A 25,438-nucleotide genomic window follows, 5' to 3' on the forward strand; every position below is an offset into this window, starting at 1 on the left:
AGCCACTCCTTTATAAGTCAGTGAAATTATAAATAAAATAGCATAACAGGCGCTATAAAACCATAAAATCACGTTGCGCTAACCGGATAGCTAACTTGCAATCATTTCCAACTCATCATCACATTGTTGCACAAATTGACGGATTTCAGCGTACGCTTCATCGGCCTCTTCTAAATCAAATAAATGCCACACATGCAACATATTAGACCATGTTTGCAAGCGCACATCAGAACCTTGCGAGCACGCCTTATTCATATAACGTCGCGAGTCATCCACCATCATTTCGGTATCACTTGCATGAATCAAAATTGGCGGTAAACCAGATAAGTCACCAAAAATTGGCGATACTCTCGGATCGCTAGGATTCATCCGGAAAAGAATGGTTACCCAGATAAGTAATATAAATTGAGGAAAATGGTGAAACTTACCCATGAATGGGTTAAGTAAAAAGTCAGTTTTAGCATTATAGCTCAAGCTGTCATAACTAAAGGTACTATCAATACAAGGACATATCGCAATGGCAGCATCAACCTGACGAATTTTTTGATGCTTTAGCCAGCCAATTAAGGATAATGTTAAATTCCCCCCAGCAGAATCTCCAGCCGCATAGATACGATGACATGCCTGTTCATTATTTGGGTTATTGGCGAGTAGCCATTGATACGCATAACGGCAATCATAGATCCCCTGCTCACGCTTACCATCAGGGATCATTGCATAATTCACAGCAAACACTGCAACACCAAGTTCACGTGCTAAACGCTCTGTAACCACCCGGTGACTCTTCGCACTGCCCACCGCAAAACCACCACCATGAATATAAAGTAAGCGCTTATTTACATCACTTTTTTTATTTATAATCCACTCACCCATAATGTTATGGCCTTGAAAACTGGTCGATACAGGGATGATCTGACAATCCAATTCAACATCACCTAAACGATCAATATTTTTTCGCAATGCATAAAGATATTTACTCGGTTTAATAAAATCGATTGGCTCTTGAATACTTGCGAGCAACTCTAGCGCTTGAGGGTATTTATACGAAGGTGTCGGACGATAAAACGTCGCATTTAAATCCGCACTATCGTATTGACGAAGATCTTCGCCATACAAATTACGAATAAAAAGAAAAAGAACTAAAATAGTAATAGCAATAATCAAAAACCACATAATGATAGTATCCCGTGTTTGAACAACCACTAATCAAGCAATAAACTGGAATAAAAGCAATAGCAGTTTTATTTAAAAAAGTAATCAGGCCGTGTAAAAAATATAACAATAACACAAGATTAGCCTAAAAATATTAACGTTAATATAGCGCTATATCACAAACCCTACGATCAGCTACAGTCAAGCAAGCCAATAGCATTTACCTAAACTGGTTGTAGACAAACAGTCACAACCACTAAATTAACTAGTTTAAAATCACCAAATCATCTATTTGTACATTGGCAGTCGGTTGTCTATCAACCGTCATCAAACTTGCTTGCTGATCATACAGTTTGGTTACTTCAACCTGGCTACTACTATTGGTTTCTTTTTTACGGCTGATACCAAACTGATCAACATAACTACCCGTGTGTTTTATCATAAATTGATCGCCTAATTTTAAGCCATTATTACGACCGATATTAATGTTCACTTCATTACCATCAACAGCAATAACACGCGCTTCCACCAATTTACATTGCAAACTTGCATCTAAATCAAACAATACATCGTCAATAATTAGTTGTAAAGATGCACCAAACTCAGAGCGCCAAAATTTTAACGTATTCGTATCCACAATACGGTGCTTAGCAAACTCCCACTTTGCCACTTTACTGTAGTTACGATCAAACAATAAATTGCCATTAAAGCCATCAAAAACTTGTATATTCAGCCGGAAATTACGATCTGGTAAGTCACCGGCAAATATCTTCGCGATACCATTCACAACTGGTTTAAATGTCGATAAGTCGGTAATCGAGCCCAAAATAATATATTGGCTATCTGCTGACTTACTAATTTGCTTAATTTCTTGTGCTGTTAAATTACCTCGCAGCGGCAAAGAGCTGCCGCTAAAACCAATGTTTTGATTAATAAATTCACGCGCATCAAATGTTTGACTATTTTTACGTAAACTTTGGTACAACAAACGACTGAAAGATTCGTTTATGTTATAGATACCACCATAACTGGCTTGTTCACGATGTCTAATACCAAAACGCAATAAAGACACAGATTTTTGATACCCTGCACTCAAGCATTTATTACGGTCTGCAACAATATCAGTGACAATTTGAACGCTGATTTTATCCAGCTTTACCGACTCACTTTTTAAGCGAATATCTCTCACTTCGCCATCCATACGGACCTGAAATCGATCAGATAATATTTTCCCACCATTAAAGCTTTGTAAGCTTGAAACCGACGCGCCAGCATATAACAGTGCTTGTTTCAATGCATTACGTACTGCTAACTCGCGAGCAATATCAACATCACCATCAATAATAATAGCCTCACCCTCAACCTCATACCATTCCGCATGTAGAGTGAAAGAACAACAAACTAATAATAGTAGGAGAACGTTTTTCATTTTTAATCGCATATTAATTCTGAATATGTCTATTTTAAAAGCAAAATTTGTACCAGATCAAATTTTTATAAAAATAAAACAGTATCGAGGTTAAGTTATATAGATAAAACGCTATTATAATAATAAATAATACCGAACCTACCTTATTGGCAAGTAATTTGCTTGTATTTATCTATAATCACGTATCGCGCAACTTTAGGAACAAATATGAAGCGTTTTTTACTACCGTCATTAGCGGTTGTGTTGACTTCAGCATGCACAGTGATAGAAGAACCTGGACATGTTTTATTAACGGGCGCAAATACCAAAGTACAGCCTGTCGTTATTAAACAGATTATTGTTCAACCTGTTTACCAGCCAAATGCCAATATGGCACAAAGTGTGCTTACTAAAGAACAATACAATAATATATTCAGAAGTCCTTATACCTATCCTTACCGCCGAGACACCTCAACCAGCGGAAAATAACGGTTTAACGACAATAATTAAAAGCACTTAAGGAAGTAATATGAAAAAGGCAGTCATAGCTATCAGCCTAATTACCTTACTCAACGGTTGTGCATTAAAACAGCCACCTAGTACCCCTGACGAGGATAAAGAAACACCGCCTCATTCAACTTGGGGTGGTAATTCTTATGAGCCAAAATATCCAAGAAGTTTGTTACCAAACCAGCCGATAAACTACACCCAAGAATTAAGTTTTATCATCCGTGGTTTAGCGGATCAATTGATCGTCAATGATTTGTCTATTATTCCCAATAATGAACCGATTGCCGTCACTTCTTTCGTCAACCTTGACGATCTGTCGACAACAAATTGGCTCGGCCAATCGCTATCGGAATCCTTTATTCACGAATTAACCATTCGCCGTATTCCAGTGATTGACTATAAAACCACAGGTACTATCAGTGTGACTGGTCAGGGTGATTTTGTATTCACCCGTGATTGGAAAAAATTACGCGGTCAATTACCTGTATCACGCATCCTAACGGGCACCATGTCACGTAACAGTGAAGGTGTGATCGTTAATATGCGGGTCATTAATATGGAATCAGGTTTTGTTGAGTCAACAGCGCAAGGCATTATCCCTAACCATTTGGTGATTGGTGGTTCAAATAGTATGGGGCCACTCGAAGGCCGTGGTCGTTATATTTATCGTACTGGTTCAGCGCCTTCTGTTCGTATTACTAATTAAGGTTTATCAATGAAATATCTGCGTTTGCTTATGCTTGTAACTCTGGTTAGTTTAACAGGTTGTACACTATTAGAAAAAAATACGGTTTATGATATCAAAGAACCAAAGTCCTTCCCTGTACTCAAAGCAGTTGGCTATGCTGCGTTGAGTTCTCAGCCAGGCAATAGTGAAAGTGAACGCATGCTTAATGCAATGCGTGCATCTAAATTAGATGCTTATCGAGAGTTAGCAGAGCAAGTCAGTGGCCAAGAGATTTATAGTGATACCAACTATAGATCGCGAACGCTGCAAGGCGAGAAAATGGAGGCATCAGTATCCGGTATCATCCGTGGTGCACGAGTGGTGCAAACTTACCCTATTAATGAAGATGTATACGCAACAGAGCTAGAGCTCGATTTTAAACGCGTTTTTGAGTTATATAAGAATACATCGTCAATGCCAACTCGCGTCCAAAAAACACGCTATTAAGTACATCCGTATTTGAAGATACCCTAAAATAGAAATACCGAGTTACATCCCAACTCGGTATTTTTCACTCATTAATAACCTATCTATTCTACATTAACCAATGACTAAATCCGCCGAATACAATATCCCCCACAATAATACCGTCATCGAGGTTTGCGCTAACTGCAAATTTAATTGTTTGCCATTACGTTGATAAATAGCGATACACAATGCGAGTTGCACTGGCAATACTAAAATCATAATGAGTACAGGGTAACTGTCCACAGTCATTAATAACGAAGGTAATAGCATAGTTATACAATAAAGGTGCTTACTTGCTTTCACGCCCAAGCGGGTTGCTAAGGTAAATTTTTTCGCGCGACGATCGGAAGTAATATCACGAATGTTATTCACCAGCATAATTGCGACAACGAGAAAGCCTATCTGACTAGCCGGAATAAAGACATCGATAGTCAGCACTTGTACCTGCAGATAGTAACTTCCGACAACGGCAAGCCAACCAAAATAAAGAAAAACAGCCACCTCACCAAGTCCATGTGAAGCCAGTGGTCGAGGGCCACCGCTATAAATATACACACCAACTAGTGATAGCAACCCTAACAAAACATAAATCCAGCCACCCACATAGATAAGATAACAACCACTGACAATAGCCAGAATACACATGGTAATGATACCAGCGCGCAAATGTTCAGCCGATATGAGCCCTTTTTGCAACGCACGAGCAGGACCGAGTCTATCATCACCGTCGACACCATTTTTACCATCGAAATAATCATTAGAAAGGTTAACCGCAATTTGTAATGTCATGCAGCAAATCATGCAAAGAATGGCGATATAAAAACTGAAATTATGTGGGGAGTCGACCCAAGCTAGCGTTTGCCCAAGTAAAATAACCGCCAGTGCGACCAGTAACGTTTTTGGACGTGTAACAAGAAACCAAGAGGATAATGAATTCATAGTATTTAACGGCGTAAAAAGAGAATGAAACCAGCATAAAATACCCCTTTAGTGATGTCCACTTTTATTAAGGGGATAAAAAAGGTCATCCCAAATAGAATGACCTTACGCAATATTTAGTGTAATAACCAACGATTATTTACTCGTAAACCGCTCTTTTCTCAAAATATTATCATATGTTTCAAAACGTCGCTTAATCTCACGAATGTAATGCACAGGCTCTTGTCCACGCACATACCCATAACGCGCTTTAGCTGCATATTTAGATTGAGACAGCAATAACATGGCTTTCTCTACATGGCCAAACCAGACATCATCACGCCATCCTTTTTGTTTAGCTAAACGCATTGCATCTCGAACATGCCCAGCCCCGGCATTATATGACGCTAACGTGAACCAGATTAACTGATTATCTTTAACCTCATCTTTACGCATACGTTCACGCACCCAATTCATATACAAAACACCGGCTTTAATACCCTGCTTAGGAACATGCACATTACTGATCCCTAATTCTTTCGCTGTACGCGGCATTAATTGGAACAAACCTTTCGCGCCCGCCATTGATTTAGCGTTAGGATTGAAACGACTTTCTTGATGCATTTGTGATACTAACAAACGCCAATCAAAATCATATTGGCTCGCGTATTCTTTCACAATGTCATCATAAGGTGATAATACGCCGGAATTATTTTGACGAACGTAATCTTTATAGTGGGTATCTAAACGTCTTTGATTTTTAAAGTATTTATTGTAAATAACGTTATAAAATAGCCCCTTGTAATGCTTCTTAATAAAGGCATTCGATTTTTCTAATAGCTTATTATTTCCCGATGTAACCGCCCAGCTTTGGGATTTAGGTGCACCTAATGCCATTAACGACTGAATATCATCACGAAATGTCATTTCAATATCAACAATATGACTATCTGCGATCGTCATCTCGTATTCTTTATCCCCCACTTTTTCAATGATTGATTCTGTTTCCTGACTTTCTGGTACGCCAATCAAATTAATATTTTTGACCGTTTTTTTCAATTCCACAGCACTCTCCCAATACGAGCTCGATGGTCTAATATAAATATTACTATTAGCGAGTTCGACGGTAGAACTAATTTCAGGATGATCTTTATGGGCGACTACTAACTCAGAAGCGTAATGATACGGGCGAGAGAAAGCGATCCCCTTATCTCGTCGCTGTACCGTCGGAGTTAAAAATCCCAATGCGATATCTGCTTTATCCTCAAGCAAATAATCAAGTAAAGCGACATTGTTCGGTGCGACAATAATTTCATAGCGCAGCTTATGCTCTTTAGCAAAGCGTTTTGCTAATTCATAATGGAAACCAAGTAACTCACCACGCCAAATATAATAAGAAGAAAGGTTATTACGTAATACAAAGCGGACTGTTCTAGATTCTTGAATTTTCTGCCATTGGGTTTTATTACTATGTTTTGATTTTCGCTTAACGTTAGCAATCAAATTTTGTTCTTTTAAAAATTGATTTAGTTGTTTTAACAACGTCTTGTTATTTGGATCAACACCCCAACCAAGTTGACGCGTCACACTTGCCTGCAAGCTCATTTTAATGTCATCACGATAAGCAATTGCTGACTTAATTAAGTTTTTATCTTGGATGGTAATATCGTACTCACCACTGGCTAGCTTATCGTATAAGGCTTCGTGGCTAATAGCGCTATCAACTAAACGAACTTTAAGCTTAGGATATATTTTTTGTAATCCTAACGCAGTCGACTCGTAACTCTTCCCCTTTTGAATAACGATTTCACGACCATTCAAGTCTTTAGCTGAGTTTAAACTTTTACTTTGGCTACCCATCACCAAATATTCTTTAGTAAGTAAATAAGGTTCTGTAAAATTAACCAATTTAGCTCGACCACGTGTCTTCGTTAGATTTGCAGCAATAAGATCGCCTTTGCCTCCTAGCAGCATAGGAATAAGATCAACAAACTTTTTAACACGAATTTTTTCAATTTTTAAATTGTTTTCGTCAGCAAATCGTTGCAGATACTCTAATTCAATATTTTGTGGGTGCCCGCGACGAGGGAAAATAATTTCACCGCCCGCCCACGTTAACACACGTAATACCTTCTGAATTGACACGGCGACTGGTGGAATGGGTACAATATCGACATCAGGAATCACATCGTTGGTTGCCACTATAGAAGAATTGTTAGTGACAATAGACTGAATAGCAGGTTCGATACTGATCGTAGGATTTGAACTTACCACTGTATTTGGCTGTAAAGATACGATGAACGTACCAATAATCAGCATGGTAGCCAGCACAAAGTAAATCTTTTGGGCTGTCTTAGTTATTAAAAATTTATACATTACATTCCTTTATAATGTTTATAGTACCACTCGAGTATTTCGTGGTTATCTGATTATGTTATTATCAATAACCTAACTCACACTCTATATAGGGCTTTCTAATTATGCTTATTTCTTTCTTTATTGGTGTTACCTTGGTTGTTTACATTAAGCAAAAAGCACTCAAGCCAAACTCAAAAGATACGATAGTTATGTTAATTACCGATGGTTATAAATCACTGATTACTGATGTTAAAAAGATAATGAAATAATTACACAGTAACAATAGAATCGTCAACAGTAACTCATTTTGGTTATGTAAAGTTCACTTTAGCAACAAGAAAACCAATAAAAATGCATGATACAGCACACATAACTAAATATTACCAAAAGGAAAGCATGAATGGCTTTACATTTACAACATGACCGATAAACTGACCGCTCTCAACTGTGCTGAATGAATTCACAGCAGGTTATGCTCCACATTACGATAGAAAAAGTAGAGGACGTCAATTTTGAGTAATACTGAATCAGTAGGTACCCCAACTTTAAGCCAAAAATTATGGTTTAACTTACCCCTTTGGCAGAAAATTGTTATCGGTATGATCCTCGGTATTACCGTGGGTATTACCTTTGGTGAAGATGCTGTCATTCTAAAACCAATCGGGTCATTATTTGTTAACACCATTAAGATGCTAATCGTGCCACTGGTTTTCTGCTCGATCATTGTTGGTATAACTTCAATGCAAGATACCAGTAAAATGGGACGCATTGGTTTTAAAGCTGTGATGTTCTATCTCCTTTCTACTGCTGTTGCGATCTCCATCGGCCTATTATTGGGTAATGTGTTACAACCTGGCACAGGTCTAGGCTTAGTCGCTCAACAAGTTGAAACAGTAAAAGAAACAACGTCATTAGCTGATACACTGGTCGCACTAGTACCAACTAACCCTGTAGGTGCACTAGCTCAAGGTCATATCCTACAAATCATCGTGTTTGCCGTGGCACTTGGTATATCACTGACCCTGATTGGTGAAAAAGGAAAACCAGCGATCGCGGTTTTCGAAAGCCTTGCAGAAGCAATGTACAAGCTAACGGATCTCGTGATGAAACTCGCACCGTACGGTGTATTTGCATTAATGGCATGGGTGGCTGGTAAATTTGGTTTAGCGCTACTATTACCACTAATGAAAGTCATTGGCGCGGTTTACCTTGGTAGCATCTTGCATGTGTTAGGTGTTTATAGCGCACTGATTGTATTCATTGCAAAACTAAGTCCAGTACAATATTTTCGCGGTATTGTTGATGCGCAAATTGTTGCTTTCACCACGACATCAAGTGCAGGAACATTACCAGTATCAATGAAGTGTGCACGTGAGAAGCTCGGTGTATCAAAAGGCGTATCAAGCTTTGTATTACCACTGGGTACCACAATCAACATGGATGGCACGGCGCTTTATCAAGGTGTAACTACACTATTTGTTGCACAAGCATTTGGTATTGATTTAGGCATGCCTGAATACATCACAATTATCTTAACAGCGACATTAGCATCGATTGGTACTGCCGGTGTACCAGGTGCGGGTCTTATCATGCTAACGTTAGTACTTACTACTGTTGGTCTACCTGTTGAAGGTGTCGCACTGATTGCCGGTATCGACCGTATCCTGGATATGGCACGTACTACCGTTAATATTTCTGGTGATATCGCAGCTTCGGTGATCATTGCTAAATCAGAAAAAGAATTAGATACCACGATTTACAACGCAAAATAGTGATAACGTGATATAGCTGTACGGTATACCTAAACCGTACAAACAAAGAAGCCACTGATAAGTTTCCTATTTATTGGACAACATCAGTGGCTTTCTTATTTAGTTTAAATCCGTGTTTACATAAATGCTAACTTAGCTACAAACACTGCAGTTAGTACCCAGATACTAATTGAAATTTCGCTCGCTTTACCCGATCCTAATTTCAAGAAAGTATAAGCAATAAAACCAAGTGCAATACCGTTAGCAATAGAAAATGTAAATGCCATCATAATTGCAGTAATACATGCTGGTACATAATCGGTAAACTCATCCCAATTCACTTTACTCAGGCCACTCATCATCAAGAAAGAAACGAAAATAAGAGCGCCCGCAGTCGCATAACTTGGAATAATTAACGCAATATCAGTAAAGAAGGTCGCCGCTAAGAATAACACACCGACCGTCACAGCTGTTAAACCCGTTCGACCACCAGCTGCAACACCAGACGCACTTTCAACATAAGACGTTACTGGCGGACAACCCACACATGCACCCAATACGCTTGATACAGAATCCGCTTTCAGTGATTTTTTCAGGTTCTCAATTTCACCTTTTTCATTAACTAAATTAGCTTTATCCGCGACCCCCATTAGTGTGCCAGCCGTATCAAACATATTCACAAATAGAAACGAAATAATGACACTTACCATACCAACATTAAACAGCCCTTCAGCACTATAAAACAAGTGTTCAAAATCCATTGCCATAAATAATGGCGCAATGCTTGGTGGTGTAGAAATAATTGACGCGGGAGCAGAAACTAGCCCCAGAGGAATACCTGCAAGCGTTGTCACTAACATACCGATTAATACCGCACCAAATAGATTTCGACGGAATAATGAACCTATAATGAGGAAAGTTAATGCGGCAAGTAATACACTCGGCTCTTTAAAATTACCTAATGTAGTCAGAGTCGGTTCAAAAGCAACAACGATTCCCGCATTTTTAAAACCAATGATACCTAAAAAGAGACCTACACCAGCTGTCATCGCATAGCGCAAACTCTGCGGTATGCTGTCCAATATCCATTCTCGGATCTTGTAAAAACTCATTAACGCAAAGAGTACACCCGAAACAAATACAGCCGCCATCGCAACCTGCCAAGTGTAACCCATGTCAAATACGACAGTATAAGTAAAGAAAGCATTAAGCCCCATACCCGGCGCAAGTCCCACTGGCCAGTTTGCATATAGACCCATCAACATACAGCCAATTGCAGCACCAATACAGGTAGCAACAACCAATGCATCCTTATCCATACCGGTCTTGGCCATAATGTCTGGGTTTACAAAAATAATGTAAGCCATAGTAACGAAGGTTGTTAAACCTGCCATAAGTTCAGTTTTCACCGTAGTGCCATGCTTAGAGAGTTTAAATAACCGCTCCAATAAGCCATCTTTAGGTGATCCTTGCAACTCAGATCCTTGTTGTGTTTTATCCATCATACTTCCCTTATTGTATTCGGTTTTACCGATTTTACGTTTTTATAATATTTAGATTTAACAGCTAGCTACCACGATAAGTCGAATAGCTGAATGGGGACACCAACAAGGGGACATGGTAATGCGCTTGTGTATCGCTAATACCAAAGCGGATCACAATGTCATCTAAGAAAGCAGTCTCTGGTACAATCGCTCCACGAGCACGGAAATAATCAGCCGTATCAAATTGTAGTTGATACTTACCAACACGCAGTTCATCACAGGTTAATAATAAAGAATCCGTTCGCCCATCACTGTTAGTAACAGCTGAAGCGACTAACTCTAATTGATCTGCTTCTACCTTAAATAATTTAATACTGATACCAACACCTGGAACACCATTGGCTGTATCAAGTACATGTGTACTGAGTCCACTCATAATCAAAAATACCTTACTGTCGCCATTAACTATCACAGCTTAAATATCGTCTAAACTACAAATTCAATACATAGATTAATACAATATGTTAAGTTTATGTTTCACATGATTACAGAAAAACACTCGAAAGTTAAATTATTAATCTGGTTTTTGTTTTAAAAACACAAAAAAAATACCTAATTAACCCCATAATAATCATTAATAAATAGAAAAAACCAAGAATACACTAACACCCCACCCCGTTTTAGGTACAAGAACAACCTTTACAAACTTGTTACACATTTATGTAGATCTTGTATACAATACTTGTAATAATTGTATAACAACGTGATTACTTATCTATAATTTAAAGAGTGATTAGCGAAATATACGCATAATAAGGAGTCATGATGACTGTTGCCTATCCCAGAGATCTTATTGGTTATGGCCAAAATGTGCCAAATGCCAACTGGCCTAACAAAGCACGCTTAGCGATCTCATTTGTGCTTAACTATGAAGAGGGTGGCGAGCGTTGCGTATTACATGGCGATAGTGAATCAGAAGCTTTTCTATCCGAAATGCCCGGCGCAGTGCCCCTACAAGGTGTGCGTAATCTCAGTATGGAGTCTTGCTATGAGTATGGCAGCCGTGCGGGTGTTTGGCGCTTATTAAGCTTATTCTCAGACTACCAAATACCGCTCACTATATTTGCCGTCGCAATGGCATTAGAAAGACACCCTGATGTCGCCAAAGCATTTGTTGCCGCGAACCACGAGATTTGCAGCCATGGTTATCGCTGGCTTGATTATCAATATACCGATGAAACCGAAGAGCGCGAACACTTACATAAAGCTATCGACATTATCAAAACGCTAACAGGGAAACGTCCGACGGGTTGGTATACAGGCAGATTGGGTCCTAACACCCGACGTTTAGTCGCTGAAGAAGGTGGTTTTTTGTATGACTCGGACGCCTATGATGATGATCTACCGTATTGGGTTAAAGCCAGTAATCAACCGCACTTAGTGATCCCTTATACCCTAGATGTGAATGATATGCGCTTTGCAACTCCGCAAGGTTTTAATAGTGGCGAGCAATTCTTTCAATACTTAAAAGACAGCTTCGATACCCTCTATGCTGAAGGCGAAACATCACCAAAAATGATGTCAGTGGGACTGCATTGCCGCTTAATCGGCCGTCCAGGTCGCGTGGCATCACTGAAGCGCTTCTTAGATTACGTACAACAGCATGATGATGTATGGCTATGTACCCGAGAGCAAATAGCAAATCACTGGATCAAACATCACCCATATGAGGACGCGTAACATGACACGTTTTAATACCTGCATCCCAAGTCAACTATCGCAATCCGATTTTGTGGCGGTGTTTGCTGATATCTATGAACACAGCCCTTGGGTAGCAGAAGAAGCCTATCAACAATACCAACAGCAAGGTATTGATGGCGATATCAATAACATTGCCACATTACAGCAATGCATGGCGGACATTTTACTTGCGGCGGCTCCTGATCAACAACTTGCATTAATCAATGCCCACCCTGATTTAGCAGGCAGCGCAGCAGTTAATGGGGAACTTACTTCCGCATCAACCTCTGAACAAGCTGGTGCAGGAATAGATCAATGTACAGCCGAAGAGTTTACCCATTTCACACAACTCAATGATGCCTATAAAGCGAAATTTAATTTCCCTTTCATCAAAGCTGTGCGCGGTGCTAACCGTTTTTTAATCCTAGCCGACTTTAAACGTCGAATTCAAAATAATATCGACACCGAGTTTAAACAAGCATTATTAGAAATAAACAAAATAGCCGCATTTCGTTTAAACGATTTATAACAAGGACGACTACAATGACTACTGAATTAAGCTTTGACCGCCATATTAACCTTGCAGATGAAAAGCTCGGTGCAGAAGCTATTTTTGCGACAGATGATTTTTTTGCTGATAAGCAACGAATGCTAAAAACAGAAGCCGCGGTATTTATACCCGACTTATATGATGAAAATGGTAAATGGATGGACGGTTGGGAGTCTCGCCGTAAGCGCCATGAAGGTTATGATTACTGTATCGTCCGTTTGGGTTTACCCGGTTCAATTGAAGGTTTGAACATTGATACATCAAACTTTACTGGTAACTATGCACCTTCAGCCTCTGTTGACGCCTGCTTTGTCGCTGATGGTCAAGATCCACAAACAGAAACAGTATGGACAGAAATTCTCGGTTCAGAATCATTACAAGGTGATAGTGAGCATTTCTTTAGTCTAACAAGCGATGCTGCTTATACCCACGTACGTCTTAACATTTATCCTGACGGAGGTGTTGCACGTTTACGTGTTTACGGAAAGCCAAGTATTAACTGGGATAGTATCAGCGCCGATCAAGAAATTGATTTAGCCGCAACCGTAAACGGCGGTCGTGCGATTGCTTGTAACGATGAACACTTTGGTGTGATGGGTAATTTATTGAATCCAGGTCGTGGTGTAAACATGGGTGATGGCTGGGAAACTGCACGTCGTCGTACACCCGGTAATGATTGGGTAATTATCGCATTAGGTAATAAAGGCACTATTAATCGTATCGAAATCGATACTGCGCACTTTAAAGGTAATTTTCCAGATTCAGTCAACATTCAAGCAGCTTGTGTGACAGGCGGTACCGAAGAACAAATCCAAGCACAAAGCTTATTCTGGCGCGAGCTGTTACCAGCACAAAAACTATCTGCAGATAATATTCATCACTTTGAAAAACAAGTGAACTCGCTTGGTGATATTACTCACATTCGTGTAAATATTTATCCAGACGGTGGTATTAGCCGGGTACGACTGTTCGGTAGTGTATCTAAATAATCACGACTATATTATCAATATAAAGGACTTGCTGATGACTAACATTATTACACTTGAACCATTAACTGCTGAAGCGTTTAAGCCTTACGGGGATGTGATCGCAACGACGAATCGTGATTATTTCATGATCAACAATGGTTCTACGCGTCGCTACCATCAGCTTGCCGATGTCGACACCGAAATGGAGGGTGGCCGTACGATCATCAGTATCTTTCAGGCAACACCATTAACTTATCCATTATCGGTAAGCATGATGGAGCGTCACCCGCTAGGTTCACAGGCGTTTATTCCTTTATTTGGCAATGCGTATTTAATTTTAGTAGCCGCACCAACTGGTGATTTAAAGCAAGAACGGTTAGATAGCCAAACCATTCGTGGCTTTATCAGCGATGGTTCACAGGGTATTAATTATCACAAAGGTGTTTGGCACCACCCTATCCTCGCGTTAACAAACCAAGATAAGTTTTTGATCGTCGATCGCGCTGGACCGGGTAATAACTGCGAAGAAGTACATTTTACCGATGCTGAAACACGTATATTTAATAAAGACGTACTCAGTACGCAACTATAATAACAGGGAGTATTTATGGATCCGCATATTACGGAATGGCTGAATCTTGCGATTCGATGGATGCATATGATTTTTGGTATCGCTTGGATCGGTGCCTCATTCTATTTTGTATGGCTAGAAAACCATCTTAATCGCACCAACCCAAAAACGGGTTTAGCTGGTGACCTTTGGGCTATTCATGGCGGTGGTATTTATCACTTAGAAAAGTACAAACTTGCACCAGAAAAAATGCCTGAAACACTACATTGGTTTAAATGGGAAGCGTACACAACTTTCCTTAGCGGTATCTCACTGTTAACCGTCGTATATTACTTTAATGCGCAATCGATGCTTATCGCACCCGGTTCAGGCTTAACTGAATGGCAAGGTATTGCTATTGGAATCGCGACAATTGTGGTTGGTTGGATTGTTTATCATTTATTATGTGAGTCACCATTAGCGCAGAGACCCGCATTAATGGGCGCAGTACTGATGCTCATGATCATTGCCGTGGCATATGGTCTATCACTGGTATTCACAGGCCGTGCAGCCTATATCCATGTTGGCGCTATGATCGGTTCGCTCATGGTTGGCAACGTGTTTTTTGTGATTATGCCGGGTCAACGAAAAATGGTTGCGGCAGTATCGAAAGGTGAACAACCCGATCCGAAAGATCCTGCAAAAGCACTACTACGCTCGCGTCATAATAACTACCTGACATTACCAGTGTTATTTATCATGATCAGTAATCACTTCCCAAGTACCTATGGGAGTGAGTACAATTGGTTAATATTAGCCGCAGTGTCAATTATCAGTGTGTTAGTGCGCCATTATTTCAATACGCGTCACCAGCATCAGAAATACGCATGGACATTACCGTTTGCCGCTTTTGCGATGATCACCTTAGCGTTTATCACTAAGCCAACAGTAGATAACAGCGCACCACAAGTCGCGTTTAGTGAAGTGCAAAGTATTGTCGCAGAACGTTGCGCTGTATGTCACGCGACCGCAGGTGTTGCGCCTATGGCTGGCGTACACCTTGATACAGCTGAAAACATAAAACTTAATTCAGACAGAGTGTTATCTGCAGTGCGTAACCGCGTTATGCCCCAAGGTAATATAACCAAAATGACCGATGATGAACGTATCGTCGTGATTAACTGGATAAACCAAGGCGCAAAAATATAAGCACTAACCAATAATAGGATGAGTGCTCAGTTGATGATGAATGAACTGAGTACTCCCTTTCATATAGATATTTATGTTTAGAATGAACATTACTTCAGAATAATGGTCTTATCGTTGATATTCATTTAGGTAAGACCATTTCATGCAACAATTAAACAATTTACTCTTTTCCGCAATTAATCAATTTGCAGGCCAAAACCAACTCTTGGACTACCTTTTCATTTTATTCGCAGAAGCAATGCCTTATGTCTTTATCGCATTGGTCGTGATCTTATGGTTTCGCAGTAAAGAGCAATCGAAGCGTTATCTTATTGGGGCGACGCTGACTTCTGTTGTTGGCATCACGATTAATACACTTATTGCTCAGGTTTATTTCCACCCTCGCCCTTTTATGGATAATTTGGGGACAACACTTGTTGAACACGCTGCAAATTCGTCGTTTCCCTCTGATCACACCACATTTATGTTTTGCATTGCATTTAGTTTATTGTTTCATCGGGCAACAAGAAAATTGGCATTCGGGTTAACAGCACTGGCCGTTGTTGGTGGGCTATCTCGTGTGTATATTGGCGTTCATTTCCCTTTCGACATTGCTGGGGCAGCTATTATCGGTGCACTCTCAGCAATGATGGTACATTCTATTCGACATAAATTAGCCAGCTGTTATAACGTTATTATTTCCATTAGTGATCGTTTAGCAGGGCGAATTCTATAAATAAGAAGCGAATAATGAAACCAGCAGCACGTTGCGGTTGCTGGTTATTACGCTTCGCTGACTAAAAATCGCATGATCTCTTCCATATCTAAATCAAAATCATCTGCTCTCACCGACGCTGAAATTTCATCATCAACCATAGACAAATCAATCTGATTCGTTAGCTCAAAATCCCGTTTATCTAAGCTATAAAACGAATTCACTTTAGGTCTAATCGGATCTGCTTTGTTATAACCTTCGACAATCGCTAAACGATTAGAATTTAGCTTAACCAGTGAGCCAACGGGATAGATTCCCATGCATTTAATAAAAGCATGAACTAAGTCCAAATCCAATTGCCCGTCTTGAGCCAGACTACGCAGAATACCGAATGATTTTAGCTGGGTTAAACCTTTTTTATAACAGCGGTTTGCAGTTAGTGCATCATAGATATCACAGATAGAAAGCATACGACCAAATCGAGATACTTGTTGTCCCATCAAACCATATGGATAGCCTTCACCATTTAACTTTTCATGGTGTATGGCCGCAACATCCAAGCTGATTTTAGAAATACCAGGAATTGATTTAATAATATCGATGGAATGATTTACATGTAATTTCATAATTCCAAACTCATCGGGTGTCAATTTACCCGGTTTATTAAGAATATAATCAGGCGTTCGGATCTTACCAATATCATGTAAAAAAGCACCGATAGCCAACTCTCTGATCACTGTTTTTTCAATACCAAGATAACGAGAAAATAGCGCCATTAACATAGAAACAGCAAAGGAGTGTTCTAATAAATATTCATCTTTATTACGAATGTTTATCGCGCACATTAGCGCATCAGAATTGGTAAATAGGGTGTCGATTAGTTCTGTTGTGAGGTTTCTTACTGAACAAAGGTCAATTTGAGACCCCTCTTCAATATGCTGAAATATCTTTCTCTGTATATCTTTAGACGTTAAAACTAGCGCCTTAGCGTGCATCATTTTTACATTAAACGCTTGCTTTCGCTTTGTCGTGATTGACGTCTCAGAGGCAGCTGTAGCCGCCATTTTCGCATCAAATTTGTCAGTATTAACTAATACGCGCTTGATTCCCAGCTCAATAAGCTTATTAAGCACTACCTCGTTTTTCACCCATTCAGGTTGAGTAAGTCTGAAACTACCTGTTTGAAGGGTTATTTTTTCGATGTAAGCACCAATAGTAATACAGGTAATATCTTGTTCTATAAGCATTATATGTAACTCAAGAAAGGGAACGTTTTAGCAAAAGCTACTCTATCACCATATAACGTGTAAATATACCAAATAACAAACCACTGACTTTATACAGTTACTGCTATCTGCGTTTTATGCGCGATATACATATTTTGCAATTTAACGACTAAACATTTTATGTAGCATGCACTAACCCAAGCAACGACTACGGTTGCTCCCCCTAATTCAAATAAAGCAACAACATGTAATTGAGAGATGTAATGCTCAGAAATACCGACTTTTTCAAGCCAATCACCAATGCTATATAAAGCCTTAGCACTAATCACTAACGGAAATGTAAAGGCTGCAAAACCAGGGTGAAAAGTTAAGCGAGATAAATGTAGAAGCGCCATATAGATAACCATAGTCATCAACACTGCTATACCTAATAAAACAGCAACAATAATTGGTGATGGCTCAGAAACAAAGGCTAAATATCCAGTTAGACATAAACTCGCTGGCGCCGCTAATATGGCAATTGACGGTTTTGCACCAGCCTGAATTTTTTCACCAAAAATAAGGCGATTAAGCATCACTGGCAATAACAGTGCATAATTAACTATACCAAAAACCAAAATTGCATAACAAAGAGATTCAAATTTTTCTGGTTGAGGACAGGTAAATACAGCAACAATCAAACCAATTGGTGGCACAAACCAACTCGGAACCATATGTTGTAATTGCATATCTTTAACACGATGATAAAGAAACACGACTAAAAATACCAAATGTGCCACGATAGCAGCCAGCCATATAGTTGTAGATAGCGCTGGTGATGAGGTAATTAACGAATTTGATACCACCATAGTCGCCATTGCAAATGTTGGAACAACACTCCCTACAACATGATGAGAAAGATCATTCAACAACGTTTTTGGATAGATAATAAAACGCAACAACAAGGAAAATAGGATCGCAGCTGCAACCACCGCCGTAGCAGTCTGAATATAACCATTAAAATCATAAACCGACTCCCACAATGCACCCAATGATGATATTCCTAGGGCAAGACCTGCTGCTGGCGTTGGTAATAACTTAAAGTTAATTCTAATTTGATTTAACATAATGCACCTCTCTAGTTGATGCAGACATTATAAACATAGCCATTCGTTAATTAAACCTGTATATTTTTAACCTATAGTTAATAAAAGTTGAACGCATATGAATTTATCATTAAAACAATTACGTGTATTTGTTGCTGTCAGCCAGCAGCAAAGTATCACCCACGCTGCAAAAAGCTTATTCTTAACCAAAGCCGCCGTAAGCATGGCATTAAGCGAGCTTGAAAATCAATTAGATCAGCAGTTATTTGATCGTACTAATAACCGCTTACACCTCAATCCATATGGTCAACGTTTATTACCTATCGCCGATGAGTTACTGCACCGCGCGGCCAGTATTGATACCTTGTTTCAGCAATCAGGACAGCTAATTGGCGATCTCGCCATTGGTGCAAGCGAGACGATTGGCAACCAAATATGTCCTTGGTTGATCGCACAATTTAGACAACAAACAGAACACACTCAGCAAACGTTACATATCCGTAACAGTGAAAAAATTGCGGAAATGATATTAAGTTATCAATTAGATATAGGACTTATCGAGGGTGATGTTAGGCATAATGACATCGAAACTACCCCTTGGTTAAAAGACGAAATGTGTATAATTGTGGCAGCTAATCATCCACTACTAAAAAAATCAGCATTACAGTTAACAGACTTAGCCGATAATACTTGGGTATTGCGTGAACCAGGCTCAGGCAGTCGTGCATTTTTCGATAATAATATCGTCTCCGAGATTCAACAGTGGCAACTCGCGTACCAGTTAAATTCAATCGAAGCACAACTCAACTTTGTCGCAGCAGGACTCGGGCTTGCCTGTGTATCTAAATTCAGTGCGACGCACGCTTTAGCAAACAACCGGGTGCAAATATTACCACTTGATACGAAGCTAGAACGCCAATACAAAATCATTATGCATAAACAAAAATTCAAAAGCGAATTAATTACAGCGTTTATCGAGTTCAGCCAGCAGTGGGATAGTAGCCAATTAATCGGTAAATAAAATACGATAAATCAATAGATATACTTTACCCCTCTAATATTACGCCCGCTATATATCCAAGCTAGCTGGAAATTACAGGATAAAGTATACTTACTTCTTTGATAAAAAATTCAAAGAGCGATAGCTAGGCAATAGGTAGAAAGGAATGAAATATCGTTGCCAAATAAGTAAATATAATACTCAAAGCCCATGTAAAGCTTGAGTATTAGAGCCAAAACTATTAAACAAAAAGCGACCCCAGGGTCAAGTTGTTTGTGACGTTAATTTTTATAACTTTCTATAAAATAACTGCGAAGGGATGAATATAAGAATGTCTACCATACGGAAGAAAAACGAAGGAAAGATTTTAAAGGCTGCCAGTCAAGTGTTTGCCAGTGAAGGTTATGCAGCAACAAAAACCATTGATATCGCGAAACTTGCCGGTGTGCCTAAGGCCAACGTCTATTATTATTTTGGTAATAAAGAGACTTTATACTCTGCAGTACTGGAAACAATCATCGAACCATTACTCAGTGCAACCTACCCTATCGAAACCATCAATAACCCCGCAGTCGCATTAACCGAATATATTAAAACAAAGCTAATCATCTCTCGAGATTATCCTTATGCTTCCAAAGTATTCGCGAATGAAATCATGCGTGGTTCGCCATTACTTTCTCCTGAAATAAGACAGCGTTTAATGAATCAGAGTACGTTTTTACTTGATAAATTTACGCAGTGGATTGAAGCTGGTCAAATGGACAATGTATCACCGCACCATCTGTTATTCATGATCTGGTCTTCGACCCAAACTTATGCTGACTTTAGTTGGCAGATCAATGCTGTAATGGGAAAAACATCACTGGCAGCAAGTGACTATGACGACGCTGCACAGCTGATTAGTCAACTTGTCCTAAAAGGCTGCAATGTGAAGTCTTGTGACGAAGTAACGGCACAGACTGAGTAACACTAAGTAATTGGGCTCAGAATTAGTTTTTTAATGTCTCCCAAACCATTTTTAAAGCGTCTAATTTGAGGGTTAAGCAAAAAAGCATAACCCTCATAACACAGCGCATTAATGAATTTATTTTGCGTACGATAATAGTCGGCATAACCTTCTTTTAATTTTGCATCGGCCAATGCAAATGTATGTCGACTTAACCCGACATCACGTTGCTTATAGCCTGTAATAATATGCTCAATACATTCAAGGTGCTGTAAACGTTTACTATCTGTCTGAGTAATAGAGTTTCTACGCACAAGATAACCAGTGTAGCTTTTCGTTAATACCGCGACGTCAAAGTTCTCACATATTTTTAGCCACAATTGCCAATCTTCACAATAACTCATGCTGGTATCAAACAAACCAACAGTCTCAAATACAGAGGCTTTAACCATCACAGTCGATGTACCTACGACATTATGGCCTAATACTTGCGCTAACGGTTGATTGATATGATGAGTCGGCGTGCTAATGTCAGTAAATTGATTCCAATAACCAAAACAATCAACAGTATATTGATATTGCTCATTAACATGATCATAGTTAGTAAACGACATCGCAACGTTCGGATTTTCCGCATGCAATGCCAGCTGGGCTAATAGCTTATTAGGGTACCAATAATCATCAGCATCTAAAAAAGCGATGTACTCACCACTCGCTTCTTCTATTGCAAGATTACGCGCCCCAGCCGCACCCACACCGTGAGCCGTAATAACATTAACGCAAGGCTCCTTCTGACTTAACGCAGCAAGATATTCTGCGCTACCATCGCTACTATTATCATTAACAATGATAATTTCAATATCGGTTCTATTTTGCTGAAAAATACTACTTATCGCTTTCGGCAAGTATTCCAAACAGTTATAGCTAGGAATAATTACAGAGACTGTATAAACCATAACACCACTCCTTATGCTATTTACCAACACCCTATTTTCAGTTCACTAAAGAAACAATCGCATTTATATAGACTATCATTCGGTATAGGCTTTACTTTGACGATCAAATTAAGAGTAGTTAAGAAATTTATTTTTGAATGCAAAACAGCAGTATTACATTCATTGGAATAAAAGTAAGGACGTTTAAATGCAAAAGGTAGGGGTATTAGAATGAAAAAAGTGGCATTTTTAGCCCCTTCATACCCAGTGCTCACAGAAACATTTATTCGTACCGAAGTTGACTCGGTAAGTGCATATGGCCATGAAGTTTGCGTCATGACATTTACCAAATACCACGACTGCGGCGAGTTTGGATATGATATTCATGTTATCGGTGCAAAAGCTTATTTCTCATTAATCTCCACACTCAGTCCAATCGGTATAATGAGAGCCCTACACTTTATTGCAAAGCAACGTGCAATGCCCAAATTATCCTTATTTCGATACAGCTTAAGACTCGCGCTCCAAATGCGTAAAGAAGGCGTCAGTCATGCTCATGCACACTTTGCTCAGCACACCTGCGCCCACGCAATAGTGGCAGCAAAAATGATGAATATCACCTGCTCTTTTGTTGCCCATGGTCACGATATTTACGAAACGCCTTATGATGTAAATTTAAAAATACATAACAGTAACTTTGTCGTAGCCGTTTGCAAAGACATGGAAGAAGATCTAAAAAAAATCAACCACGATAAAATAAAGCTATTGCATTGCGGCGTAAAAATAAATGAATTTAAACCGTCCTTATTAACCCCAGAAAAACAGCATAAACCAGTACCACTACGACTGGTTTTTCTAGGCCGATTGGTAGAGCAAAAAGGGATTAATTACCTGATTCAAAGCCTGCACGAATTACATCATAATTACTTAGTCACATTGGATATTATTGGTGATGGGGATCAATTATCAAATTTAAAACAACAAGTCGAACACTTAGGCTTATCAAAATTTGTACATTTCCTTGGTTCTAAATCACCGCGCTGGGTTAGTCATAATCTCTCTAGGTTTGATTGTTTAGTTGCGCCATTTTGTATTTCACGATCTGGTTGTGTCGATACAGGACCTCTCGTGCTTAAAGAAGCGATGGCAGTTGGTATTCCAGTAATAACAACAGACCTAATGGGCTGCAAAGAAATTGTCGCACCAGGTACAGGGATAATCGTAAAACAAAAAAATCCCCAAGCGCTGAGTAAAGCGATCACCGAATTTATCAACTACCCAGCAGAAAAACGTCAAGATATGGGACGCTTGGCACGATTAAATATAGAAAATAATTTTGATGCATTGAATCAAGCAAAAAGCCTGTCACATTGGATTGAAAACTGTGTAAGATAACCTGAAGATAAGATACAAGCGAACACCTTCCAGTATACGCTTGTACCTTCATTTTTAAATATGAATGCTTAGCGACTAAAGGCTGCTATAACGATTCTCACCATACACATAAGTTTCGCACACAACACGATCATCACCCATTAGCATTAATGCAAACAAGGTTTCTTCTAATGACGTCGAGTTTTCCATACGGAACTTAAGTAACGGCGTAGCCGCCAAGTCTAATACCACAAAATCAGCTTCTTTACCGACTGCCAAGTTACCAATTTTATCTTCTAAGCGTAATGCCTTCGCACCGCCTAATGTCGCTAAATATAATGATTTAAACGGACTTAACGCCTTGCCCTGCAGCTGTAATACTTTATACGCTTCGTTCATTGTTGATAATAATGAGAAACACGTACCCGCGCCTACATCCGTACCCACGCCCACATTAATACCAAACGCTTCTAGACGTGGTAAATCTAATAAACCTGAACCCAAGAATAAGTTTGACGTTGGACAAAATGCAACCGCAGATCCCGTATCCGCTAAACGCTGACATTCGCTGTCACACAAATGAATACTGTGGGCAAATACCGAACGTTCACTTAGCAGGCCATGATGGTCGTAAACGTCTAAATAATTAGCGCGTTCAGGGAATAACTCTTTAACCCACTCAATCTCTTTTAAGTTTTCTGATAAGTGCGTGTGCATATACAGGTCTGGATATTCACTTAACAAACGCGCCGCTACATCAAGCTGCTCAGGGGTACTTGTCGGTGCAAACCGAGGCGTAACCGCATAGTGTAAACGCCCTTTTTGATGCCAGCGCTCGATGAGCTCTTTACTGTCTTCATAGCAACTTTCAAGGGTATCAGTTAAGAAATCAGGCGCATTACGATCCATCATGACCTTACCGCAGATAATACGTAGATTACGCAACTGTGCTTGGGTGAAGAAGCTATCAACCGATTGTTTGTGTACAGTACCGAATACTAACGCGGTCGTTGTACCGTTACTCATTAACTCTTGTAAGAAGATTTCAGCAACTTTAGTCGCATGCTCGGGGTCATCAAACTTCCCCTCAGCAGGAAAAGTATAATTATTTAACCAATCCAGTAATTGTTCACCATACGACGCGATCATGCCCGTTTGTGGGTAATGCACATGGGTATCGATGAAGCCCGATGTGATGATCTTATTTTCATACACTTTAACATCAATATCACTGTTTTCATTCGCTAGGATTTCATCTGCGTTACCGATTGCTTGTACGACACCATTTTCAATAATCATGGCACCGTCAGCAAAATATTCGTACGAATTTTCCATACCGATTTTATCAGGATCGCCAATACTATGTAATATTGCTGACCGGTATGCTGTTCGAATTGTACTCATTTAAAAATTTCCTTCATTATGCTTCTGCATTATATCTCACGCTATCCTAATACTCTGATGATAGCGTGTCTATAATAATACACTGTATATACTTAGGCTAACTTAGCAATCTCACTGTTGACTTGCACTAGGTTAGGTTTTTGTTTGTTTTCTAACGCTCTGCCTTGATAGGTTGCAATTAATTCACCAGCAACCGAAATCGCGATCTCAGCGGGATGTTTACCCACCACCGCACTAATCCCAATCGGGCAGATCATTTGATTTATTTGGGTATCAGTAAAATCACGTGCCCGTAGTCGATATTGGAAACGTTTTTTCTTTGTTTGCGAACCAATCATGCCAAAATATTTCGCATCACCACGCTTCAAAATTGCCTTGGCTAAGTCAAAATCAAGTTGATGATTATGCGTCATCACTAGATAGTAACTGTCTTTTGCCATATCGAGAACATCGCCTGCAGGATCATCACTGACTAACTTAGTGACATTATCAGGTAACTGCGCCGGAAATTGTTCTTCGCGTTGGTCGATCCAAGTGACCCTAAATGGCAGTGTCGCGACAACATGCAGCAAGGCTTTAGCCACATGTCCTGCACCAAACACCACTAAATGATGTAGTGACTGCCCAATCGGTTCAAACATCAAGGTCGCACTACCACCACAGCATTGTCCTAAGCGTGCACCTAAATCAAAACGCTCCACGGCCAGTGCATCTTTGCCTTCAGCTAGCATCTCACGCGCCATTTTAGTCGCGAGATGCTCTAAATGACCACCGCCAATGGTGGCATACTGTTGGTCCGGCGTGATCAGCATTTTCGTACCGGAATCACGGGGGGTTGAACCGTGATGTTCAAGTACTGTGATCATGATACACACTTCACCACGTTGCTTTAATTCTGCAAGTGGATCAATCCAATTGTCTTTAAACATCACCAATCTCCTTGTTAAACAGTACTCTTACATGATTAACAGGCTACGCGAT

The 25,438-nt window shown here is 39.7% G+C and carries 24 protein-coding genes; 13 read left to right on the forward strand and 11 right to left on the reverse strand.

Annotated features, from left to right (window positions below; genetic code table 11):
• Positions 1 to 90 precede the first annotated feature (90 nt).
• Both HWV02_RS16010 and HWV02_RS16015 read right to left on the reverse strand, forming a co-directional pair.
• The gene (locus tag HWV02_RS16010; RefSeq protein ID WP_211672412.1) at positions 91 to 1,173 is read right to left on the reverse strand and encodes an alpha/beta hydrolase fold domain-containing protein; all 1,083 of its coding nucleotides are present in this window, start codon (positions 1,171 to 1,173) and stop codon (positions 91 to 93) included.
• A gap of 244 nt (positions 1,174 to 1,417) precedes the next feature.
• On the reverse strand, positions 1,418 to 2,581 hold the full coding sequence (locus HWV02_RS16015) for a flagella assembly protein FlgT (RefSeq protein ID WP_211676756.1): 1,164 nt from the start codon (positions 2,579 to 2,581) through the stop codon (positions 1,418 to 1,420).
• A 207-nt stretch (positions 2,582 to 2,788) separates the two neighbouring features.
• On the opposite strand from HWV02_RS16015, the gene HWV02_RS16020 reads away from it, so the two are divergent.
• The 3 genes from HWV02_RS16020 to HWV02_RS16030 are packed head-to-tail and all read left to right on the forward strand — an operon-like array spanning position 2,789 to position 4,244.
• On the forward strand, positions 2,789 to 3,049 hold the full coding sequence (locus HWV02_RS16020) for a hypothetical protein (protein ID WP_211676757.1): 261 nt from the start codon (positions 2,789 to 2,791) through the stop codon (positions 3,047 to 3,049).
• A gap of 40 nt (positions 3,050 to 3,089) precedes the next feature.
• On the forward strand, positions 3,090 to 3,776 hold the full coding sequence (locus tag HWV02_RS16025; RefSeq protein ID WP_211672415.1) for a FlgO family outer membrane protein: 687 nt from the start codon (positions 3,090 to 3,092) through the stop codon (positions 3,774 to 3,776).
• A 9-nt stretch (positions 3,777 to 3,785) separates the two neighbouring features.
• The gene (locus HWV02_RS16030) at positions 3,786 to 4,244 is read left to right on the forward strand and encodes an LPP20 family lipoprotein (protein WP_211676758.1); all 459 of its coding nucleotides are present in this window, start codon (positions 3,786 to 3,788) and stop codon (positions 4,242 to 4,244) included.
• A gap of 93 nt (positions 4,245 to 4,337) precedes the next feature.
• On the opposite strand, the gene menA is transcribed toward HWV02_RS16030, so the two are convergent.
• Complete coding sequence (gene menA, locus HWV02_RS16035; protein WP_211688688.1) at positions 4,338 to 5,204, reverse strand: 1,4-dihydroxy-2-naphthoate octaprenyltransferase; 867 nt, start codon at positions 5,202 to 5,204, stop codon at positions 4,338 to 4,340.
• A 135-nt stretch (positions 5,205 to 5,339) separates the two neighbouring features.
• On the reverse strand, positions 5,340 to 7,559 hold the full coding sequence (locus HWV02_RS16040) for a transporter substrate-binding domain-containing protein (RefSeq protein WP_211676760.1): 2,220 nt from the start codon (positions 7,557 to 7,559) through the stop codon (positions 5,340 to 5,342).
• A 494-nt stretch (positions 7,560 to 8,053) separates the two neighbouring features.
• Between HWV02_RS16040 and HWV02_RS16045 the strand changes: the two genes are divergently transcribed.
• Complete coding sequence (locus HWV02_RS16045; RefSeq protein WP_211676762.1) at positions 8,054 to 9,313, forward strand: dicarboxylate/amino acid:cation symporter; 1,260 nt, start codon at positions 8,054 to 8,056, stop codon at positions 9,311 to 9,313.
• Positions 9,314 to 9,429: 116 nt separating this feature from the next.
• Here HWV02_RS16045 and HWV02_RS16050 read toward each other — a convergent pair whose 3' ends face one another.
• Both HWV02_RS16050 and uraH read right to left on the reverse strand, forming a co-directional pair.
• Positions 9,430 to 10,794, reverse strand: a complete 1,365-nt coding sequence (locus tag HWV02_RS16050; RefSeq protein WP_211680262.1) for an NCS2 family permease — start codon at positions 10,792 to 10,794, stop codon at positions 9,430 to 9,432.
• Positions 10,795 to 10,858: 64 nt separating this feature from the next.
• Positions 10,859 to 11,212, reverse strand: a complete 354-nt coding sequence (gene uraH / locus HWV02_RS16055) for a hydroxyisourate hydrolase (protein ID WP_211676763.1) — start codon at positions 11,210 to 11,212, stop codon at positions 10,859 to 10,861.
• Between the two features lie 389 nt (positions 11,213 to 11,601).
• On the opposite strand from uraH, the gene puuE reads away from it, so the two are divergent.
• The 6 genes from puuE (at position 11,602) to HWV02_RS16085 (ending at position 16,508) form a co-directional block, all read left to right on the forward strand.
• Positions 11,602 to 12,516: an allantoinase PuuE gene (puuE, locus tag HWV02_RS16060; RefSeq protein WP_211680264.1), complete on the forward strand. Its 915-nt coding sequence runs from the start codon at positions 11,602 to 11,604 to the stop codon at positions 12,514 to 12,516.
• A 1-nt stretch (position 12,517) separates the two neighbouring features.
• Positions 12,518 to 13,045 (forward strand): 2-oxo-4-hydroxy-4-carboxy-5-ureidoimidazoline decarboxylase, encoded by a 528-nt coding sequence (gene uraD / locus HWV02_RS16065; protein ID WP_211676764.1) that lies wholly within the window; start codon positions 12,518 to 12,520, stop codon positions 13,043 to 13,045.
• Between the two features lie 14 nt (positions 13,046 to 13,059).
• Positions 13,060 to 14,055 carry an allantoicase gene (gene alc, locus HWV02_RS16070; RefSeq protein ID WP_211688690.1) on the forward strand — a complete coding sequence of 332 codons (996 nt, stop codon included), beginning with the start codon at positions 13,060 to 13,062 and terminating at the stop codon, positions 14,053 to 14,055.
• A gap of 34 nt (positions 14,056 to 14,089) precedes the next feature.
• Complete coding sequence (locus tag HWV02_RS16075) at positions 14,090 to 14,626, forward strand: ureidoglycolate lyase (protein WP_211688692.1); 537 nt, start codon at positions 14,090 to 14,092, stop codon at positions 14,624 to 14,626.
• 15 nt (positions 14,627 to 14,641) lie between these two features.
• On the forward strand, positions 14,642 to 15,793 hold the full coding sequence (locus HWV02_RS16080) for a urate hydroxylase PuuD (protein WP_211688694.1): 1,152 nt from the start codon (positions 14,642 to 14,644) through the stop codon (positions 15,791 to 15,793).
• A gap of 142 nt (positions 15,794 to 15,935) precedes the next feature.
• Positions 15,936 to 16,508: an undecaprenyl-diphosphatase gene (locus HWV02_RS16085; RefSeq protein ID WP_211676768.1), complete on the forward strand. Its 573-nt coding sequence runs from the start codon at positions 15,936 to 15,938 to the stop codon at positions 16,506 to 16,508.
• 47 nt (positions 16,509 to 16,555) lie between these two features.
• Here HWV02_RS16085 and HWV02_RS16090 read toward each other — a convergent pair whose 3' ends face one another.
• Together HWV02_RS16090 and HWV02_RS16095 are read right to left on the reverse strand one after the other, a co-directional pair.
• Entirely contained in the window at positions 16,556 to 17,734 is a 1,179-nt protein-coding gene (locus tag HWV02_RS16090) for an HD-GYP domain-containing protein (RefSeq protein WP_211676769.1), read from the reverse strand.
• 89 nt (positions 17,735 to 17,823) lie between these two features.
• Positions 17,824 to 18,819: a TDT family transporter gene (locus HWV02_RS16095; RefSeq protein ID WP_211676770.1), complete on the reverse strand. Its 996-nt coding sequence runs from the start codon at positions 18,817 to 18,819 to the stop codon at positions 17,824 to 17,826.
• A gap of 97 nt (positions 18,820 to 18,916) precedes the next feature.
• Between HWV02_RS16095 and HWV02_RS16100 the strand changes: the two genes are divergently transcribed.
• Together HWV02_RS16100 and HWV02_RS16105 are read left to right on the forward strand one after the other, a co-directional pair.
• Positions 18,917 to 19,819, forward strand: a complete 903-nt coding sequence (locus tag HWV02_RS16100) for a LysR substrate-binding domain-containing protein (protein ID WP_211676771.1) — start codon at positions 18,917 to 18,919, stop codon at positions 19,817 to 19,819.
• Positions 19,820 to 20,129: 310 nt separating this feature from the next.
• Complete coding sequence (locus HWV02_RS16105) at positions 20,130 to 20,765, forward strand: TetR/AcrR family transcriptional regulator (protein ID WP_211688696.1); 636 nt, start codon at positions 20,130 to 20,132, stop codon at positions 20,763 to 20,765.
• Between the two features lie 2 nt (positions 20,766 to 20,767).
• Here the strand turns inward: HWV02_RS16105 and HWV02_RS16110 are convergent, their stop codons facing one another.
• Positions 20,768 to 21,700: a glycosyltransferase family A protein gene (locus HWV02_RS16110; RefSeq protein ID WP_211688698.1), complete on the reverse strand. Its 933-nt coding sequence runs from the start codon at positions 21,698 to 21,700 to the stop codon at positions 20,768 to 20,770.
• Between the two features lie 210 nt (positions 21,701 to 21,910).
• Between HWV02_RS16110 and HWV02_RS16115 the strand changes: the two genes are divergently transcribed.
• Positions 21,911 to 23,074, forward strand: coding sequence for a glycosyltransferase (locus HWV02_RS16115; RefSeq protein ID WP_211676774.1), 1,164 nt, complete (start codon positions 21,911 to 21,913; stop codon positions 23,072 to 23,074).
• 75 nt (positions 23,075 to 23,149) lie between these two features.
• Here the strand turns inward: HWV02_RS16115 and guaD are convergent, their stop codons facing one another.
• On the reverse strand, positions 23,150 to 24,457 hold the full coding sequence (gene guaD / locus HWV02_RS16120; RefSeq protein ID WP_211676775.1) for a guanine deaminase: 1,308 nt from the start codon (positions 24,455 to 24,457) through the stop codon (positions 23,150 to 23,152).
• Between the two features lie 92 nt (positions 24,458 to 24,549).
• On the reverse strand, positions 24,550 to 25,386 hold the full coding sequence (gene xdhC, locus HWV02_RS16125; protein ID WP_211688700.1) for a xanthine dehydrogenase accessory protein XdhC: 837 nt from the start codon (positions 25,384 to 25,386) through the stop codon (positions 24,550 to 24,552).
• Positions 25,387 to 25,438: the final 52 nt, after the last annotated feature.

Origin of the sequence: Moritella sp. 28 (assembly GCF_018219435.1) — a bacterium.
Classification (GTDB): Bacteria; Pseudomonadota; Gammaproteobacteria; order Enterobacterales; family Moritellaceae; genus Moritella.